This is a genomic window from Polaromonas sp. P3_B1 (genome assembly GCF_056402935.1).
On the sequence record NZ_JBFUGK010000007.1, the window covers coordinates 1 to 17,974 of the forward strand.

A 17,974-nucleotide genomic window follows, 5' to 3' on the forward strand; every position below is an offset into this window, starting at 1 on the left:
ATCACAATCAAACGCCGCGGGCCCCCATCCCTGCCTTCCCCCAGCGGGGKAAGGAGCAAATCCACCAGCGCCACGCTCTTGCACTCCCCCTCGCGGAGGAAGGACCATGGAAACCTAAATCGTGACCGTATGCGCCCAGGCCAGCGCCGCGAAATGCGCCTGGTTCACCCGGGTCGACGTCACAAACAGCGCATCAGCCAGTGCCGGGACACGGCCGTCCCTTTGCTCGCAGGCCTCCACCAGCGACAGGAAAGGCCCATACACCCCCTCGCGGCTCAGCAGCGCCTGCACCACGGGCTCGGGCAACAGCAGCTGGCTCACCACTTTTTCAAGCGGAATGCCCAGCAACTGGTCCAGCAGGGAGAACATGCCCACAAAGAACAAATGCTCAGCCTCGCCGCGCGGCAATAAATCCTTGCCCAGCAGCTCCGCAAAACGCCCGCGCACAATCGCCGCTTGCAGCAGCGCATGCGAATACCCGGCCGTGTTGGTGGTGGCCAGCAGCACCGACAGCCAGCGGAACAGCGGCGTGTAGCCCAGCATGGTGACCGCATGGCGCAGCGACTCGATCTCGACCTCGATGCCGAAGCCCGGCGAATTGATATAGCGGAACAGCTTGTACGACAGCGCCGCATCGCGCTTGAGCACGCCCTCGACCAGGCGCACATCCACGTTCTCCTGCACCATCTGCATCAGCTGCAGGATGAAGATGGCCTGCGGGCTCAGGTCACCCGAATTGTTGAACGGCCGCGGCGTGGTGCACAGCGCCCCGAAAAATCCGCTCACGCCATGCGCGGCAGAGACGTCAAACTCACGCCAGCCCGGAAAATCCTGCACCACCACCGACAGCGGCGGCTCGGCATATTTGGCAAGGCTGCTGAGCGCCGCGTAGTCCGGATGGCCCAGCGGCAATTCAATGTGCGTAGCCAGCGGCACCAATGTCTCGGCATGCGCCTGCATGAACGCCAGGCTGGCGCCGCGCAAGGCCAGCTGAAAACCCTGCTCACGCATCGAAGCCATACCCGCCGCGCTGTCCTCAGCCAGGTCCGCACAGTCCAGCATCAACACCGTGCTGGGCGGCACAACGCCGGCAAAAAGACTGCCCGGCGGCACGCCACGTTCCGCATCGAGGAAGAGCAAGCCCAGCTCAGACTCCTCGCCCTGCGCGTGGCCCCGCTCACCCACAAACTCCAGCAGCTCCCGAACATCCTGCAACGCATCGGAGGAGGAAGCATCACCAGCACTCTGCCAGGCCAGCCTGTAGCCGACCACCTGTTGTTTGGGGTCCAGCAGCGGCGCGCGCACAAGGTATTTGTTGTCTGGCATAGGTTGATTTGTTTTTTGGCCTGGCGGCCGGCCGGCGGAGATGGGCTTTTAGCGGACTGTAAGGAAAAAGGTCGCAATTGATTGCGGTAAATAAGAAGGGGTTTATGAGTCTGTTTTCGGAATAGGGGTTTTGGGCCGGGTCTTGCTCCGGCTTAGCGCGCCTCCCCTTCTCTACCCTCTCCTCCCTCTGTCTTTCTGCTCTCTCTGCTGGGGCTTGCTGGCCGGGGGTTGCCCGGCGGCAACTCACTTTTCTTTTGCTTCGCCAAAAGAAAAGTAAGCAAAAGAAAAGGCGACCCTGGTGTCTGCGTCCCCTACGCTTCGCTACGGGGCAGCCTGTGGTGCTCGGTCCAGACGGGGTCAAAAACAACTCGCTTCGCTCAAACACGTTTTTGCCCTGATCCGTCTGGACCTGCGCTCCTCGGCGCATACACAAGGGGCCCGAGATACCAAACAGCCAAAGACAAGAAGCCGAATACCTGAAACCACAAGGACACGCCATGGCGTGTCCTTGTTTGTCTTGGTTTGTTCTTTAGTATTTATCTTCTGTCCCCGATCCCGATTGCCCCGTCCTGGCTGGGCCGAGGAGCGCAGAGACAAGCGGATCAGGGCAAAAACGTGTTTGAGCGTAGCGAGTTGTTTTTGACCCCGCTTGGCTTGAGCACCACAGGTTGCCCGAAGCGAAGCGTAGGGACCCAGACTGCGGGTCGCCTTTTCTTTGCTTACTTTCTTTTGGCGAAGCAAAAGAAAGTAAGTCGCCCGCCGGGGCGAGACCCGGCCAACTGAACTAAGAAGAGGGCGCTGCGCCGGAGCAAGAACCGGCAGCGCTACAACCCGTCCGGCAACACCGCTACCAAAGCCTCCCTCATCCACCGAACAATCAACTGCTGCCTCGCCCGAGGCATCCGCTCCATCGTCGAAGCCACACTGATAGCAGCAGCAGGCAACCCATCCCGCCCCGCCACGGCCATGCCAACGGCCAACACCCCCTCGGTGGCGTGGTTGCCAATCACAGCCCACCCCCGCTCCCGCGTGGCACGCACCAGAATCCCCATCCGCTCCGGCGTCATGCCGCCATAACGCGCGAGGCTGGGCGCGTTGGCGGCAATGACTGCCGCCGCGTCTTCCTCGGGCAGCGCGGCCAGCAAAGCCAGGCCCGCTGCCCCTACCCCCAGGGGCTGGCGCGTGCCGACCTGGATCACCAGCATCTGCACCGGGTGCGTCCCCACCTGGCGTGCGATGCAGTGGGAGGCGGCGCCTTCGCGCACGATGGCAAAGGCCGCGTCGCCGCAGGCCTTGCTCACGCGGGCCAGCACCGGTTGCAAGCGGGCCGCGAAGTCCGAGGGTGAGGGCGGCGGGGTCTGCAGCTGGGCCAGGCGCGGCCCGGCCACATAACGGAAGCGGCCGCGCGGCGCGACATAACCCGCCTCCAGCAGCGTGGCCAGCAGGCGGTACACCGTGGCACGCTCCAGACCGGCGGTGCGGCACAGGTCGACCACACGCAAACCTTCGCGGCCGCTTTGCAGCACGGCGTCCAGCAGCTGCAGGCCGCGCCGCAGGGTACGGCTGCCGCCGTCGTCGGCGGGTTCCGTCGGTTCGGCAACAGGCATGGAAGGTTTTGAAGAAGAGGAACGCGGGGCCATGGCATCGGACTATAAAACGTCCGCTGGCCGGACGTTTGAATTTGTGGACTGGCAAGCCCTGGTCAAGAATTTCCCCCTGTCGCCGCTACCGCTACCCAGCCCGGCACACGCACCGCATACCGACAACAGAGACAACAGGAGACACTTCCCCATGAGTTTGTTCAAGACCCCATCGCGCCGGGCGGCCCTGGCCGCGCTGTTCACAGTCCTCGCCGGCACCACCACCCTGCCCGCTCACGCCCAGCCCGCCGCGTGGCCGACCAAGCCCATCAAGCTGGTGGTCGGTTATGCGGCCGGCGGTGCCACCGATGTGATCGCGCGCATTGTCGCGGTCGAGCTTGGCAAGCAGCTGGGCCAGCCGGTGCTGGTGGACAACCGCGCGGGCGCTAACAGCAATGTGGGCGCCGAGATCGTCGCGCGCGCGCCGGCCGACGGCTACACGCTGTATGTCTATACCATCGCCAACACCATCAATGCCTCGCTCTATGACAAGCTGGGCTACGACCCGCTCAAAGACTTCGAGCCCATGGGCCTGATCGCCAAGGTGCCCAACATCCTGGTGGTGAACCCGCAGCTGCCCGTCAAGACCCTGGCCGAGTACGTGAACTTCGCCAAGACATCGCCCAACGGCATCACCTTTGCCTCGTCGGGCAGCGGCTCGTCGATCCACCTTTCGGGCGAGATCTTCAAGATGGCGGCCAAGGCGCCCATGCTGCATGTGCCCTACCGTGGCAGCGCGCCGGCCGTGACCGACCTGCTGGGCGGCCAGGTGCAGTCCATGTTTGACAACGCGCCCTCGGTCCTGCCGCATGTGCGTGGCGGCAAGCTGCATGCGGTCGCCATCACGAGTGCCCAGCGCTCGCCGCTGCTGCCCGATGTGCCCACGGTGGCCGAGTCGGGTTTTCCGGGTTTTGACGTGCAGTCCTGGTTCGGCATCGCCGGGCCGGCCGGCACGCCGCAGGCCGTGGTGCAGCGCGTGAACACTGAGCTCGTCAAGCTGCTGGCCCTGCCCGAGGTGCGCCAGCGCCTGCTCAACCTCGCGGCCACGCCCGAGCCCGGCACGCCCGCGCAGATGCGCAGCTGGACGCTGTCCGAAGCCAAACGCTGGCGCGAGGTGGTCAAGCAGTCCGGCGCGCGCGCTGAATAAAAACCGAGGAAAAGAGAGAACCACCGCATGAACCCGATTGATTTTTTCTGGCGCGCCGCCCAGCGCTGGCCCGAGCGCATCGCGATTGACGCGCCCGAAGGCACGCTGCGCTACGACGCGCTGGCCACCTGGGTATCCGCCTTTGCCGCCGCGCTGATGGAGATAGACCCGGAACCGCAAAGCCGCGTCGCCATCTGCGCCGGCAACAGCAGCGAACACATTGCCGCGCTGCTGGCCGTGCTGGCCTGCGGCAAGACCTGGGTGCCGCTCAACCCCAAAAGCACCGCCCCTGAAATCCGCCGCATCATTGACGCGACCGAACCCACCATCCTGATCCTGGACGCCGACTGCGCGAACCTGCTGGCAGGCGCGCCCGGCCGGCGCATCTATTGCGGTGTGGCCGGCAATGACGGCGCGCCCAGCATGGCGGCCCTGAGCGCGCGGCACGCGGGCGCGGCGCGCCCCAACTTCACGCTGCCGCCCGAGGCGACGCAGGCCATCAAGTTCACCGGCGGCACCACGGGCCTGCCCAAAGGCGTGATGCAGACCTACCGCGCCTGGATGGCCAATATCAGCAACCAGATCCATGCCTGGGGTTTTGACGAGCAGGAGCGTTATGTGGTGGCCGCGCCCATCACCCACGGCACATCGACTTATTTGCTGCCCATACTGGCCCAGGGCGGCTGCCATGTGCTGCTGGCCGGCGCGGGCGCCGAGGCCGTGCGCGCGGCCTTCCAGCACAAGGGCGGCACCGTGAGTTTTATGCCGCCCACGCTGGTCTACATGCTGATGGCTTTGCCCGGCGCCTCGCGCGCGGACTTCCCCAACTTGCGCCGCCTGATCTACGGCGGCGCCCCCATGCCGCCCGAAAAAATCCGCGAGGTGCGCAGCTTCTTCGGCCCGGTGCTGGGCACCACCTACGGCCAGACCGAAGCGCCGCAAATCCTGACGGTGATGCGGCCCGAGGATTTTGAGGACGAACGCAACTGGGCCGCCGTGGGCCGCGCCACCTGGTTCAGCGACGTGGCCATCATGGCGGGCGGCCAGCTGCTGCCGCCGGGCGAGGTCGGCGAAGTCGTGGCGCGCGGCGACTTGCTGATGTCGGGCTACTGGCGCCTGCCCGGCATGACGGCCGAAACCATTGTCGAAGGCTGGCTGCACACCGGCGACCGCGGCCTGATCGACGAACGCGGTTACCTCTACCTCAAGGACAGGCTCAAGGACCTGGTCATCACCGGCGGCTTTAATGTCTACCCCGTCGACGTCGAGAACGCTTTGGGCCAGCACCCGGCCGTGCATGAATGCGCGGTCTTCGGCATCCCAGACGACAAATGGGGCGAAGCCGTGCAGGCCGCGGTGCAATTACGCCCCGGTTGGCAGGCCACCCAGGCCGAGCTGATCGCCTTTGTGCGCGAACGCCTGGGCCCGGTGCAGACGCCAAAAATCATCCACTTCCACGACAGCCTGCCGCGCTCGCCGGTCGGCAAGGTGCTGAAAAGCGCCGTGCGCGCGCAAGCCCTGGCCGCTGCTGATGCCGCAACCGCTTCATGATGAAAGGCTTACTCCCATGAGCAGCACCAAACCAACCGCCAAGCCCGTCACCAGCCTGTGCACCCACACCCTCACCAGCCTGCATTACCGCAATGCCGACCTGGTGCAAGACCTGATGGGTAAAAAGACCTTTACCGAAGTGATGCTCATGCAAATCCTGAACCGCGCACCCCGCGGCGTGGACCTGCGCATCACCGACGCGGTACTGATCGTGTTGATGGAACACGGCCTCACGCCCAGCGCCATCTCCACCCGCCTGGTCTATATGAGCGCCCCCGAAAACCTGCAAGGCGCAGTCGCCGCCGGCCTGCTGGCCGTGGGCAGCTCGTTTGTAGGCACCATGGAAAACTGCTCAGGCCTGCTGGACCGTATCGCGGCAGCGGCAGACCCCGAAGCCGAAGCCCTGCTCATCGCCCAACACTACAAAACCCTCAAAAGCCCCATCCCCGGCTTCGGCCACCATTTACACAAACCGGTAGACCCGCGCGCCTACAAGCTTCTGGACCTGGCCCGCGCCGAACCCGAACTGGCCGGCAACAAGATTCGCGCACTCGAACAACTCGCAGCCGCCGTCGATGAAACGGCAGGCCGGCCCATCACCATCAACGCCACCGGCGCCGTCGCGGCACTGCTCGGAGAAATCGGCGTGCCCACCGCCGTGATGCGCGGCTTCGCCGTGATCTCACGCGCGGCCGGGCTGGTGGCGCACATCGTCGAGGAACAGAACAGCCCCTCGGGGCGGTTTATTTGGGAGACGGTGGAGGGGGCTGTGCCGTTTGTGGGGGTGGCGGGCTAATCAGGGGCTTGACGGCGTTCCACTATCAGCACGTTGGAGAGTACGGAAAATTTTCCGGCAAGCGCCCTCCAGCGCATGTTATTGTTCCGAAAAGGGAGGCGTCGCTATGGCGGTTTGGCTCGTTCGTGCCGGGAAATATGGACAGTTCGAAGAAAAGTTCATTGAGGGCAGCAACATATATGTCACATGGGACGCGTTGAACTGCAATCTCTCAAAGTTGCCCGATAGAGCTGCTTTAGTGGATGAGATGATCGAGCGGTACGCAGATGCAAAGCCCAAAACGATTTTGAACTGGGCGTCTCAAGTCTGGCCTTTTGCACACGCGATGCAAAAGGGTGACCTGATCATCATGCCCCTTAAATCCCAGCCGGCAATTCAAATTGGCGAGATAACTGGCGATTACGTCTTCGAGAAAAAAGGCCCAGATCCTTTTTTTCACTCGAGAAAAGTTCGGTGGATCGGAGAGGCCATCCCACGCACCAATTTTGGCCAGGACCTGCTGTATACCTTTGGCGCGTTCCTGACAATATGCCGCGTCAGGCGAAACAATGCAGAGCAGCGAATCAACGCCATGCGAGAAAACGGATGGCGTCCTGAAAAAATAGTCGATGCAATCAAAGCGATACCGGCCGAAGCAGATGACTCCGCCGGTGATACCGATATCGGCGCATTGGCGCAGGATCAAATTGGCCGACTCATCGCCGCTCGCTTCAAGGGGCACGATCTGACCCGCCTCATCGATGCCATTTTGAAGGCTCAGGGGTATACAACTTACTTGAGCCCCGAGGGTCCGGATGGAGGAGTCGATATTCTTGCGGGCGCTGGCCCACTGGGATTTGATCGACCGAGATTGTGTGTCGAAGTCAAGTCGCTGAGCGGTCCCGTAGATCGCCCTACCGTAGACAAGCTTTTAGGGGCTGTCTCAAAGTTCCAAGCAGACCAAGGCCTATTCGTTTCTTGGAGCGGCTTTAAGAGCAATGTGCAGAAAGAGCTGGCTTCGAGTTTTTTCAAAGTTCGTCTGTGGGGCCAGAAGGAAATACTTGATTACCTTTTTGCACACTACGATCACCTTGACGATGACATCAAAGCAGAGCTACCTTTGAAGCGAATATGGACTGTCGCTGCGCAAGATACTGAGTCCGCGCAATAGTGCCTCGCCTTGGTAGGCGGTATTCAGATTTCGACGAAACTCAACACAGAGTCGATTGCTGGCCCGCAGGCCCACGTGCATTTCCTTAGTCCCTCGCAACCACGGTGTCATACAACCGTAGTGAGTAAGACCATCGTGGCTTTCGATACCGGTGTAACGCAGTGAAGCATCTTCATAACGGTGAAATGCACTGGCAGCCCGAATCTCATCAGCCGTCGCCAGCAAAGCCTCAGACAGCGCCTCCATGCGCGCCTTGGTCAAGCGCACCAGCGGCCCCGCAATCGTGACCGCGTCAATCGCGGCTGAAGCAGGCGCCGTTAAATACCCAAAGGAAGTTGCCGCGCATCAAAACCCATGGATTGCATTTCCCGCCGGAAATGGGTCATGGCCAAGGGGAAGGCTTGTGCAACGAGAACGTATTGGTAGGGCTCAGGCTCCATCAAGGCAACGGCTTCGGCCTCTGTGACGGCGGATGGGTAGTCGAACTTGGCCTCGTACTCCGCATTGAAGCTCGCTTTTTTATCCTGCTTTCCATCGTTGGCAGCCTCGGCGCTCAAGGCCATTTTTACAACCGCCTGGAGCGTGCCGCCCGCCACGGTGGGAACGGCCAAACCCACCTCGATGTTTTGGGTCAGCTGTATCGTCCAGCTTTCCGCACCGCTGGCGTGGCCTTTGTTCTCGCCATGGAAAGCCAGCGCCCTGAACGAAACGAGTCTGGGGCGTTTTTCTACGAGTTCCATTTTCTTGTCTCGCTTGGATATGGCCGGAGCGTCGTCTTGTCGGGCCCGCGTTGTGGGGTGCCGCGATAATCCGCCATCAGAAGAATCTTTGCAGTCTTTGTGCTGGAGGCCACAGGCTTTTCCTGCGTAAAGTCGGCCCGCATACCCTTCTCGTCAACCAGCTCCCAGAACGCGGCTTCGCTACGGCGAACCAGGCGCAACAGCGAATCCATGGACTCGGATTGCGATACGTCATCGTTTTCGTACTTGCTGAAGGCCACGGGACCGCCACCAAACAATCTGGCGGCTTGGTCTTGCGTCAGGCTGTAGTGCTTGCGAAGGGCAGTCACCTCAGCTCCCGTGAGCAAGCCGTCGACTGATTTGCGAAACGCCATGACGGCGCGCTTGTTCAGCTTGGCCTGCGCTGCACCCGCAAAGTCGGAATGGCAGGTATCGCACACCTGCATGTGCAAAGGCAGTATCGCCTTTTGCCCCTTGTATTCGCTCTCAACGTGCTCCACGTGAGACCTCACGTGACCTTCGCCGCAAATCGGGCAGAGTTCAGTGGTATTCATCTTTTTCTCCATAGTCAGGTGTGACAGGAAATCGTCAACACCATCGTGCCAAGCTTGTTGATTGCAAGCTTCACGAAGTACTCAATCAGCATGTTTTTATTGGCGGCTTCAATCCACTCCGACATCCTGGCGGTGTAGGCGTCGCAGGCGGCGTAAGCACCTTTGCCGTTCTCACACCACTCGGAATCAATGTAGTCATCCTTGCGCAAGTGCTGGATCAAGTCGATCACGTCGGAATAATCCCAGCCGAGTTCGGCGACATCTTTCACGCAGTCCTTGGTCCATAGCTGCAACCCCTTGCCGTCCTTGAGCAGCCCCTTGACCCTGTCCAGGTCATACAGCGGCCCGCCCGGAATCTTTTCGCCTCCGCCTTTGGCTGGCGAAGTCAAACTGTACTCTGAAATGATGACGAAAGTTACCACGATGGTAATTTTACTACGCTTAGCCGGGTTATCACTGTATGTTTAATCATGGTTTTACTTGTGGGCGCCGGCTCAATGACGGCCCTCTAAGCCCTTTCTTGGCCGGCCGCGCTACAAGACAGACAAGCGCACCGATAGGCCCGTTTCGGGTCCCAGAGCAGAGCGCAACAGGAATTTCCCGTGGGAATTGCCTCTTGTCCAATATTGGCACTTGTCCAGTATGAATGGACAGATTGCAGTTGTGGACAAATCAGGAAGCGTGTCGACCATACCGACACATTTTGGCCACCCAAATATGCAAAGGAAATGGCGATTTCCTATCTGGTGAATCCGAACATGTATAGAAATCAGCAATTTCTATACATGTCCCCTCAAACCACAGCCGGCAAGCGATCCAGCAACTTGTCAAGCGTGATGGGATAGTCCCTCACCCGAACCCCGGTGGCGTTGTAGACCGCGTTGGCAATCGCGGCAGCAATCCCACAAATCCCAAGCTCCCCCACCCCCTTGGCCTTCATGGGCGAAGACATGGGATCGGTTTCGTCCAGGAAGATCACATCCTGATGCGGAATGTCGGCATGCACAGGCACCTCGTAACCTGCGAGGTCGTGGTTGACGAAGAAGCCGTGGCGCTTGTCGACCGCGAGTGCCTCCATCAGCGCGGCGCCCACGCCCATGGTCATGGCGCCTATGACCTGGCTGCGCGCGGCCTTGGGATTCAGGATGCGGCCTGCGGCGCAGACGGCGAGCATGCGGCGCACGCGGATCTCGCCGGTGGCGGCGTCGACGCCGACTTCGACGAAATGCGCGCCGAAGGTGGATTGCTGGTATTTATTGCCCAGGTCGCCGTATTCCATAAAGTCTTCGGCGACCAGGCCCTTGTCGCCGGCCGCTTGGGCGACTTGCGCGAGCGGCACGGCGCGGTCGGCCACTCGGACCATGCCGTCTTCGAAAATGGCCTCGAGCGGCGTGAAGCCTGCGCGGGTGGCAATGGTTTCGCGCAGCTTCATGCAGGCCGCGTAAACACCGGAGGTGGAGCTGTTGCCACCCCACTGCCCGCCTGAGCCGCAGGAGACGGGGAAGTCCGAATCGCCCAGGCGCACCAGCACTTTGTTGAGCGGCAGGCCCATGACCTCGGCGACGGTCTGCGCGATGATGGTGTAAGTGCCCGTGCCTATGTCGGTCATGTCGGTTTCCACCGTGACCACGCCTTTGTTGTCGAGCCGCACCCGCGCGGCTGACTTCATGAGCAGGTTGTTGCGAAAGGCTGCGGCCACGCCCAAGCCGACCAGCCAGCGGCCGTCGCGCACCTGCGCGGGCTGGGCCTGGCGGCGACTCCAGCCGAATTGTTCGGCGCCCAGGCGCATGCATTCAATGAGCCGGCGCTGCGAAAAAGGCCGCCCGGCCTGTTCTGGGTCGACCTGGGTGTCGTTGCGCACGCGGAACTCGATCGGGTCCAGGCCGAGCTTTTCGGCCATCTCGTCCATCGCGATTTCAAGGGCCATCAAGCCGGGGGCCTCGCCGGGCGCGCGCATGGCGTTGCCTTCGGGCAGGTCCAGCACGGCCAGGCGTGTGGCGGTGAAGCGGTTCGCGCCGGCATACAGCAAACGGGTCTGGTTGGCCGAGGTTTCGGGCTGGCCTTCGGGCAGGTCGCCGGACCAGCATTCATGGCCTACGGCGGTGATCTTGCCGTCGCGGCCCGCGCCCAGGCGTATGCGCTGCAGGGTGGCCGGCCGGTGTGTGGTGTTGTTGATCATCAGCGGGCGCTGCAGCGCGACCTTGACGGGCCGCCCCGCCGCGCGCGCGCCCAAGGCGGCCAGCAGCGCATCGGCGCGCACCCAGAGCTTGCCGCCGAAACCGCCGCCGATAAAGGGCGAGACCAGGCGCACATTGGCTTTGGGGATGCCCAGCGTGGCGGCCATGTCGCCCACGCTCCAGTCGATCATCTGGTTGGCCGTCCAGAGCGTGAGCTTGTCGCCCTGCCAGGCGGCGGTGGTGGCGTGCGGCTCCATCATGGCGTGCGACTGGTCGGGTGTGCTGTAGCTGGCGTCCAGCTGCACGGGCGCGGCGGCAAAGGCGCCCGGGAAGTCGCCGACCTTGGTCTCGGACGGGCCGGCGAAGTCGGAAGGCTTGGCCAGCGGCGCGCTGTCTTTTTGCGCGGCGAGGTCGAACTTGCCCGGTGTGCGTTCGTATTCGATGCGCACCAGCTGCGCGGCGGCGCGCGCCTGTTCAAAAGTGGTGGCCACCACCAGCGCGAGCGCCTGGTGGTAGTGGTCTATCTCGGGCCCGCCCAGCAGTTTGGCGGTGTTGAACTTGCCCTTGCCGAGCTTGCCGGCGTTGCGCGCGGTGACGACGGCCAGCACGCCGGGCGCGGCGCGCGCGGCGTCCAGGTCCATGGAGGCGATGCGGCCCTTGGCGATGCCGGCGCCGACGATGTAGCCGTAGGCCGGGTCCTTCACCGCGTCATGGCGCTCATAGGCATAGGGCGCGGCGCCGCTGGTCTTGAGCGGGCCGTCGATTCGGTCGGTGGCTTTGCCTATGACCTTGAGTTGGTCGATCGGGTTGCTGGTGGCGGGGGTGTCGAATTTCATGCGGCGCTCCTGGCCTGGGCCAGCACGGCGGCGAGGGTACGCTCCACCAGTGGCAGTTTGAAGGCGTTGTCTTCGGTGGTGCGGGCGCCGGCGAGCAGGCGTGCGGCCGCGGCTTTTGCGCCCTGCGGCAAGGCGGCGTCAGCGGCCTCGTCGCGCCAGGGTTTGTGCGCCACGCCGCCCAGGGCGACACGGCCGGTGCCGTCACGCTGCACGACGGCCGCGACCGAGACCAGCGCGAAGGCGTAAGACGCGCGGTCGCGCACCTTGCGGTAGATGTGGGTGCCGCCAGTCGGCCTGGGCAGGCTGACCGAGGTGATGAGCTCGCCGGGCTGCAGCGCGGTCTCCACCTGCGGCGTGTCGCCGGGCAGGCGGTGGAAGTCGGCGATCGGGATGACGCGCCTGGCGCCGTCGGGCTTGACGGTTTCCACCGTGGCGTCGAGCACGCGCATGGCCACGGCCATGTCGCTGGGGTGGGTGGCGATGCAGGCCTGGCTGGCGCCTATGACGGCGTTCTGGCGCGTGTGGCCGCCGATGGCGCTGCAGCCGCTGCCGGGCTGGCGCTTGTTGCAGGCCTGGTCGGTGTCGTAAAAATAAGGGCAGCGCGTGCGCTGCAGCAGGTTGCCGGCCGTGGTGGCCTTGTTGCGCAACTGGGCCGAAGCGCCGGCCAGCAGGGCGCGCGCGAGCACGCCGTAGTCGCGCCGCACGCGTTCGTCGGCGGCAAGCGCAGTGTTGCGCACCAGCGCGCCTATGCGCAGGCCGCCCTCGGGCGTGGCTTCCACCTTGTCGAGCGCCAGGCCGTTGACGTCGACCAGGTGGGTGGGCGCCTCGATCTGCAGCTTCATCAAGTCCAGCAGGTTGGTGCCGCCCGCGATGAATTTGGCGCCGGGGTGGCGCATGACGGCGGCCGCGGCCTCGGCCGGGCTGCGGGCGCGCTCATAGGTGAAGGGTTTCATGCCGCCCTCCCTGCAACTTCGGTGATGGCCTCGACGATGTTGGAATAGGCGCCGCAGCGGCAGAGGTTGCCGCTCATGCGTTCGCGCAGTTCATCGGGCGACAGCAGCGGGCGGGTGTTGAGGTCGGCGCTGACGTGGCTGGGGATGCCGCGGCGCATTTCATCGAGCATGCCGACCGCCGAGCAGATTTGCCCCGGTGTGCAGTAGCCGCACTGGTAGCCGTCGTGTTTGACAAACGCGGCCTGCAGGGGGTGCAGGCTGCGCGGCGTGCCCAGGCCTTCAATGGTCGTGACTTTCGCGCCCTCGTGCATCACGGCCAGCGTGAGGCAGGAGTTGATGCGCTGGCCGTCCAGCAGCACGGTGCAGGCGCCGCACTGGCCGTGGTCGCAGCCTTTTTTGGTGCCGGTGAGGTGCAGGTGTTCACGCAGGGTGTCGAGCAGCGTGGTGCGGGTGTCCAGGTTCAGCGTGTGCGCCTGGCCGTTCACCTCGAGGGTGACGCGGGCCGTGGGCACGGCGCCTGCGGCAGGTTGGGGGGATACAGGTGCGGCCATGGTTTCAGTGTGTAGTGAGCCGGTAGCCGCCGAGGCGGCGCCAGCGATCAGCACACCTCGCCGGGATACGGTGAGGCGGTCGGGGTTGTTCATGGGAGGTCACCTTTGTGATTAAACCAGCAAAGCGAAGATCGAGCATCCGCGTGTGGCACAAGGCACCATGTAGGACGTCACCTGGCCAGCCCGTCGGCCCAGGCTTAGGGTCGGCTGACGCAATTTATGCACCCAGGGTCGCAGACTTTTTGTTTTCAATCTGCGTAAATCTGCGAAATCTGTGGATAGAAATTTATCCGCAGATTACGCAGATTTCCGCAGATAAGACCTTCGATGACATGCACACAACACGCCCTAAAGCTGCGAGTTCAACAGCGACGCCAGCTTTTCATTGAACTTCTCGCTGAGCGGACGGTTCGCCCATTCTTCGATCGTCACGCGCCGGGACTTTTTGATGTCCTGCTCGAACACCTCGGTCTGGCGCGCGGCAAAGGCGGCGTCGTAGATATTGAGGTTGGCCTCGTCGTTGAGGCGGAAAGAGCGGCTGTCGAAATTGGTGGAGCCTACCGACACCATCAAGCCGTCGACGATCATGACCTTGCAGTGGTACATGCTGGGCTGGAACTCATAAATCTCGGCGCCGGCCGCCAGCAGTGCGCCCCAGGTGGCGCGCGAGGCGGCGCGCACGGTTTCGGTGTCGGTGATCTCGCCGGGCGTGATCAGGCGTAGCTTCACGCCGCGCCGCATGGCGTCGAGCAGGATGCCCATGCTGATCTCATCGGGCACAAAGTAGGCCATGGAAAGGTCTATGGTTTTGCTGGCCGCCGTGAGGGCCAGGTGGTACATCAGCTCCACGTTTTCGCTGCCGCTGGTGGGCGAGCTGGAGAACATCTGGGCCGGCATGTCGCCCACGGGCTTGAGCTCGGGAAAGTAGGCCTGCCCGTGCAGCACCTGGCCGCTGGCCTTGAGCCAGTTGTCGAGGAAGGTGGACTGCATCTGCGCGACCACCGGCCCCTCCACGCGGTAGTGCGAGTCGCGCCAATGCTCAGGGTCCTGGCCGGCGCCCGTCCATTTCGGGGCGATGCCCACGCCGCCGGTGAAGCCCACCCGGCCGTCCACCACCAGCAGCTTGCGATGCGTGCGGTTGTTGAGTTTGGCGAAGTTGTACCAGGCGGGTTTGTGGAACTTGCGCACGTCGACGCCTGATTCCTTCATTTCGTTGAGCAGGGCTTCGTCCATCTTGGCGCTGCCCACCCAGTCGAGCAGGATGTGAACCTTGACGCCGGCCTTGGCGCGCTCGGACAAGGCGTCGGCAAACTGCTTGCCGATGGCGCCCGACCAATAGATATAGGTCTCGAAGTTGATGGTGGTTTTGGCGGCCTTGATGTCGCCCAGCATGGCGGGGAAGATCTGGTCGCCGTTGAGCAGCTCCACCGCCTGGTTGCCGCCCACAATGCCGGGGCCCAGCAGGCTGCCCATGGCGCGGTGGAACTGCGGGTCCGCCACGCTGTACTCGCGCACCAACTGCTGCCGGACTTTCTTCTCACCGGCGGAAAAATTAAGGGCCAGCAGGACGGCGGCCAGCGCCGCTACAAAGGCCACGAGGCCCGTGAGCCAGGGGGAAAAACGTGTTCGCATGGCCTGGCATTCTGGAGGGGTCCATCCGCCGGCCGGGTAGGAGCGGACGCCAAAAGCGTGAGGCCGGGAAGCTTTTTTGCGCCGTCGCAAGTCAATTCATATCCGCAGATTTCGCAGATTTACGCAGATAAAGACAAAGCGTGATGCGGGAATCGGGAGAAATCTCTTCTCTTCAATCTGCGTAAATCTGCGAAATCTGCGGATAGCTCTTTATTGCGGCCCTCTTCATAGCTCCAGCACTAGTCGATCAACACCGAGCCTTCATGAAAAGGGAAAGGGCCTTCGTACTGGCCGCTCGCAACGGTATGGCTGACCAGGCGCCCGCCCTCGGACAGCACATGCAAACCAAAGCCGGGCGGCTCCAGCATCCAGGCCGAGGCGGCGTCGGGCGCGAGGTCCAGCCGCACCTGGTGGGCCGGTGAAGGCACGGTGGCCGCGATAGTGCCGCCAAAGCGCACCTGGATGGCGCGGTGCAAATGGCCGCAGAGGATGCGCTCCACATTCGGGTAGCGGCTGACCAGCGCTTCAAGCTCGGCCGCGCCGCTGAGCAGGCCTATGTCGTCCATATGGCCGATGAGGGTCTGAAAGGGCGGGTGGTGCATGGCAATCACCACGGGCCGGCCGCGATGCTTTTCGAGCTCGCGGGCCAGCCAGGCCAGCCTGTGTTCGCAGAGGCTGCCCTCGCTGGCGCCGGGCACCACGGTGTCCAAGGCGATCAGCTGCAGGCCGCCAATCGGGACGCTGTATTGCACAAAGCCATCACGGCCGAGGTAGGCGTGATCGGGAAAACTCAAGCGCAGCTGCGCGCGCTCGTCATGGTTGCCGGGCATCAGGTAAACCGGCATGGCCAGGGGCGCGAGCAGTTCGCGCAGGTGGGCGTATTCGGCCGCGCGGCCGAAGTCGGTGAGGTCGCCGGTGATGACGACGGCATCGGGCTGTTGTGGCAGCGCAAGGATGGAGGCGACGGCCTGCGCGAGGTAGGGCGCGGTGTTGATGCGGCCGTAGGCCAGGCGGCCTGGTTCGCGGATATGCAGGTCTGAGAGTTGCAGCAGTGAGGTGGTCATGGGGATGTAGGTGAGAGTTCGCTGCCGGGCATGAGGTGCTGCGGCTGTATGCGTATGCCGACGGCGTCGCCCATGCAGGCGGGGTGGTCGCGCCCGACTTCGGCATTGACGCAGGTCTGGTCGGCCAGCAAGAGCTTGAGCTGGATGCGATCGCCCAGGAAGACGCGCTGCGACACCACGGCATCGCCCCAGCCGGCCGCGATTTCGCCGACCTCGATGTCCTCGGGCCGCACCAGCACGCTGTCTTGTGCCTGCCAGGCGGGCGGGCAGGCGATGTCCATGTCGCCCAACCTGACGACGTGGGCGGCGCGCGCGGCCTCATCGCGCGCCAGCCGATTCACGCGGCCCAGGAAGCTCGCGACAAAAGGATGTTCGGGCGTGCGGTACAGCGTCTCGCCACGGCCGACCTGCACGATGCGGCCAGCCTGCATCACGGCCAACCTGTCGGCAATCGCGAGCGCTTCCTGCTGGTCGTGGGTGACATGGATGGCGGTGATGTGCAGGCGCCGCAGCAGCTCGGCGAGTTCGTCGCGCACCGATTCCTTGAGCTTGGCGTCGAGCGCGGTCAGCGGTTCGTCGAGCAGCAGCACGCGCGGGCGCACGGCCACGGCGCGGGCCAGGGCGACGCGCTGGCGCTGGCCGCCCGAGAGTTCGGCCGGGCGTTTTTTCTCAAGGCCGTTCAGGCGCACCAGGTCTATGAGTTCGCCGACCACGCGGCGCTTTTCGGCCTCGTCCACACCGCGCACGCGCAGGCCGTAGGCGATGTTGGCCTCCACCGTCATCTGCGGGAACAGCGCGTAGTGCTGGAACACCATGCCTATGCCGCGCCGCTCCACCGGCAGGTGGGTGACTTCGGTGTCGCCAAACAGGATGCGGCTGCCGGCGTCGGGCACCTCCAACCCGGCGACCAGACGCAACAGCGTGGTCTTGCCGCAGCCCGAGGGGCCCAGCAGGGCCAGCACCTCGCCGGGCTCCACCGAGAGCGAGGTGGGCTGCAGGCCGCGCGTGCCGTCAGCATAGGTTTTGGCGCAGTGGGTGATGTCCACGCGTGTGCGTTCAACGTCCATGGTGTTTTTCAATCAGGGTACCGGCGGCCTGCAGGCCCCACAGCACGGGGAGGATGACAAGGAGAAAGACGAGGGTGTAGGCGGAGCCGATTTCCAGCCGCATGGAGGCATAGCTGTCGGCCAGGCCCACGGGCAGGGTGCGCGTGAGCGGCGTGTGCAGCATCCAGGTGAGGTTGAACTCGCCGACCGAGAGCGTGAACACCATCAGGCAGCCGGCCACGATGGCGGGCAGCACGGCGGGCAACAGCACACCCATAAAGCGCTGCGCGAAACCGGCGCCCAGCGTGCGCGCGGCCTCTTCGAGCGCATACAGCTCAGGCCGCTGGAAGGCCGAGGACACGGTGCGCACCATAAAGGGCAAGGTGAACACCATGTGGCCCACCAGGACGAAACCATAACTTTGCCGGAAGCCGCTGATCTGCCCATAGGCCAGGATCAGCGCCAGCGCGGTGGCCAGGCCGGGCACGGCCACCGGAAGCGTGAGCAACTCTTCAAACACCCTGGCCACGCGCGAACGGCTGCGCGCCAGCGCATAGGCGCAGGGAATGCCGATCAGCAAATTGCCCAGCACGCACAGCAAGGCCAGCAGCAGCGAAGCGGCGACGGTGCCGCCGTAAAGCTCCCACACTTCAGCGAGCCAGCGCAGCGTGAGCCCGCTTTTGAGGCCGGCGCTGTAGTTGTTGACCAGCCCGGCGAGCACGGAGAGCACGATGGGCGCGACCATGAACACGGCGACCAGCGCCGTCAGCAGCACAAGCGGCAGGGAAACCTGGCGAGGGGTTTTCATGGC

At 63.7% G+C, this 17,974-nt stretch carries 16 protein-coding genes; 4 read left to right on the top strand and 12 right to left on the bottom strand.

Annotation, left to right across the window (positions count from 1 at the left end; translation table 11 throughout):
- Window positions 1-114: 114 nt before the first annotated feature.
- Together AC1DXS_RS05635 and AC1DXS_RS05640 are read right to left on the bottom strand one after the other, a co-directional pair.
- On the bottom strand, window positions 115-1,326 hold the full coding sequence (locus AC1DXS_RS05635) for an EAL and HDOD domain-containing protein (protein WP_477736580.1): 1,212 nt from the start codon (window positions 1,324-1,326) through the stop codon (window positions 115-117).
- Between the two features lie 824 nt (window positions 1,327-2,150).
- Complete coding sequence (locus AC1DXS_RS05640; RefSeq protein ID WP_477736581.1) at window positions 2,151-2,933, bottom strand: IclR family transcriptional regulator; 783 nt, start codon at window positions 2,931-2,933, stop codon at window positions 2,151-2,153.
- A gap of 184 nt (window positions 2,934-3,117) precedes the next feature.
- Here AC1DXS_RS05640 and AC1DXS_RS05645 point away from each other — a divergent pair, with 184 nt between their 5' ends.
- The 4 genes from AC1DXS_RS05645 to AC1DXS_RS05660 all read left to right on the top strand — a co-directional run bounded on the left by AC1DXS_RS05645 (window position 3,118) and on the right by AC1DXS_RS05660 (window position 7,610).
- Window positions 3,118-4,113, top strand: coding sequence for a tripartite tricarboxylate transporter substrate binding protein (locus AC1DXS_RS05645; RefSeq protein WP_477736582.1), 996 nt, complete (start codon window positions 3,118-3,120; stop codon window positions 4,111-4,113).
- Window positions 4,114-4,140: 27 nt separating this feature from the next.
- Window positions 4,141-5,664 (top strand): class I adenylate-forming enzyme family protein, encoded by a 1,524-nt coding sequence (locus tag AC1DXS_RS05650; protein WP_477736583.1) that lies wholly within the window; start codon window positions 4,141-4,143, stop codon window positions 5,662-5,664.
- Between the two features lie 16 nt (window positions 5,665-5,680).
- A complete protein-coding gene (locus AC1DXS_RS05655; protein ID WP_477736584.1) occupies window positions 5,681-6,460 on the top strand; it encodes a citryl-CoA lyase in 780 nt (259 codons plus the stop codon).
- A 106-nt stretch (window positions 6,461-6,566) separates the two neighbouring features.
- The gene (locus AC1DXS_RS05660) at window positions 6,567-7,610 is read left to right on the top strand and encodes a restriction endonuclease (protein ID WP_477736585.1); all 1,044 of its coding nucleotides are present in this window, start codon (window positions 6,567-6,569) and stop codon (window positions 7,608-7,610) included.
- 317 nt (window positions 7,611-7,927) lie between these two features.
- On the opposite strand, the gene AC1DXS_RS05665 is transcribed toward AC1DXS_RS05660, so the two are convergent.
- From AC1DXS_RS05665 to AC1DXS_RS05710, 10 genes are all read right to left on the bottom strand, one after another.
- Entirely contained in the window at window positions 7,928-8,350 is a 423-nt protein-coding gene (locus AC1DXS_RS05665) for a hypothetical protein (protein WP_477736586.1), read from the bottom strand.
- Window positions 8,338-8,904: a type II toxin-antitoxin system MqsA family antitoxin gene (locus tag AC1DXS_RS05670; RefSeq protein WP_477736587.1), complete on the bottom strand. Its 567-nt coding sequence runs from the start codon at window positions 8,902-8,904 to the stop codon at window positions 8,338-8,340. The genes AC1DXS_RS05665 and AC1DXS_RS05670 overlap by 13 nt, the downstream gene beginning before the upstream one ends.
- A 14-nt stretch (window positions 8,905-8,918) precedes the next feature.
- Window positions 8,919-9,326 carry a hypothetical protein gene (locus AC1DXS_RS05675; RefSeq protein WP_477736588.1) on the bottom strand — a complete coding sequence of 136 codons (408 nt, stop codon included), beginning with the start codon at window positions 9,324-9,326 and terminating at the stop codon, window positions 8,919-8,921.
- A gap of 371 nt (window positions 9,327-9,697) precedes the next feature.
- Complete coding sequence (paoC, locus tag AC1DXS_RS05680; protein WP_477736589.1) at window positions 9,698-11,917, bottom strand: aldehyde oxidoreductase molybdenum-binding subunit PaoC; 2,220 nt, start codon at window positions 11,915-11,917, stop codon at window positions 9,698-9,700.
- Entirely contained in the window at window positions 11,914-12,870 is a 957-nt protein-coding gene (locus tag AC1DXS_RS05685; RefSeq protein ID WP_477736590.1) for an FAD binding domain-containing protein, read from the bottom strand. Before AC1DXS_RS05685 ends, paoC begins: the two co-directional genes overlap by 4 nt.
- Window positions 12,867-13,514 (bottom strand): aldehyde dehydrogenase iron-sulfur subunit PaoA, encoded by a 648-nt coding sequence (paoA, locus tag AC1DXS_RS05690; RefSeq protein WP_477736591.1) that lies wholly within the window; start codon window positions 13,512-13,514, stop codon window positions 12,867-12,869. The genes AC1DXS_RS05685 and paoA overlap by 4 nt, the downstream gene beginning before the upstream one ends.
- Before the next feature lie 255 nt (window positions 13,515-13,769).
- Window positions 13,770-15,053 (bottom strand): phospholipase D-like domain-containing protein, encoded by a 1,284-nt coding sequence (locus AC1DXS_RS05695; RefSeq protein WP_477736592.1) that lies wholly within the window; start codon window positions 15,051-15,053, stop codon window positions 13,770-13,772.
- Between the two features lie 239 nt (window positions 15,054-15,292).
- Window positions 15,293-16,117, bottom strand: a complete 825-nt coding sequence (locus AC1DXS_RS05700; protein WP_477736593.1) for a phosphodiesterase — start codon at window positions 16,115-16,117, stop codon at window positions 15,293-15,295.
- Window positions 16,114-17,184: an ABC transporter ATP-binding protein gene (locus AC1DXS_RS05705; protein WP_477736594.1), complete on the bottom strand. Its 1,071-nt coding sequence runs from the start codon at window positions 17,182-17,184 to the stop codon at window positions 16,114-16,116. The genes AC1DXS_RS05700 and AC1DXS_RS05705 overlap by 4 nt, the downstream gene beginning before the upstream one ends.
- Window positions 17,174-17,971 carry an ABC transporter permease gene (locus AC1DXS_RS05710; RefSeq protein ID WP_477736595.1) on the bottom strand — a complete coding sequence of 266 codons (798 nt, stop codon included), beginning with the start codon at window positions 17,969-17,971 and terminating at the stop codon, window positions 17,174-17,176. The genes AC1DXS_RS05705 and AC1DXS_RS05710 overlap by 11 nt, the downstream gene beginning before the upstream one ends.
- Window positions 17,972-17,974 lie beyond the last annotated feature (3 nt).

Bases quoted from the DNA above. Each gene is read 5' to 3' on its own strand.
- AC1DXS_RS05640 (WP_477736581.1), bottom strand. From the start codon at position 2,933: ATGCCTGTTGCCGAACCGACGGAACCCGCCGACGACGGCGGCAGCCGT.
- AC1DXS_RS05700 (WP_477736593.1), bottom strand. From the start codon at position 16,117: ATGACCACCTCACTGCTGCAACTCTCAGACCTGCATATCCGCGAACCA.
- paoC (WP_477736589.1), bottom strand. From the start codon at position 11,917: ATGAAATTCGACACCCCCGCCACCAGCAACCCGATCGACCAACTCAAG.
- AC1DXS_RS05670 (WP_477736587.1), bottom strand. From the start codon at position 8,904: ATGAATACCACTGAACTCTGCCCGATTTGCGGCGAAGGTCACGTGAGG.
- AC1DXS_RS05655 (WP_477736584.1), top strand. From the start codon at position 5,681: ATGAGCAGCACCAAACCAACCGCCAAGCCCGTCACCAGCCTGTGCACC.
- AC1DXS_RS05705 (WP_477736594.1), bottom strand. From the start codon at position 17,184: ATGGACGTTGAACGCACACGCGTGGACATCACCCACTGCGCCAAAACC.
- AC1DXS_RS05685 (WP_477736590.1), bottom strand. From the start codon at position 12,870: ATGAAACCCTTCACCTATGAGCGCGCCCGCAGCCCGGCCGAGGCCGCG.
- AC1DXS_RS05695 (WP_477736592.1), bottom strand. From the start codon at position 15,053: ATGCGAACACGTTTTTCCCCCTGGCTCACGGGCCTCGTGGCCTTTGTA.
- AC1DXS_RS05635 (WP_477736580.1), bottom strand. From the start codon at position 1,326: ATGCCAGACAACAAATACCTTGTGCGCGCGCCGCTGCTGGACCCCAAA.
- AC1DXS_RS05645 (WP_477736582.1), top strand. From the start codon at position 3,118: ATGAGTTTGTTCAAGACCCCATCGCGCCGGGCGGCCCTGGCCGCGCTG.
- paoA (WP_477736591.1), bottom strand. From the start codon at position 13,514: ATGAACAACCCCGACCGCCTCACCGTATCCCGGCGAGGTGTGCTGATC.
- AC1DXS_RS05665 (WP_477736586.1), bottom strand. From the start codon at position 8,350: ATGGAACTCGTAGAAAAACGCCCCAGACTCGTTTCGTTCAGGGCGCTG.
- AC1DXS_RS05710 (WP_477736595.1), bottom strand. From the start codon at position 17,971: ATGAAAACCCCTCGCCAGGTTTCCCTGCCGCTTGTGCTGCTGACGGCG.
- AC1DXS_RS05660 (WP_477736585.1), top strand. From the start codon at position 6,567: ATGGCGGTTTGGCTCGTTCGTGCCGGGAAATATGGACAGTTCGAAGAA.
- AC1DXS_RS05650 (WP_477736583.1), top strand. From the start codon at position 4,141: ATGAACCCGATTGATTTTTTCTGGCGCGCCGCCCAGCGCTGGCCCGAG.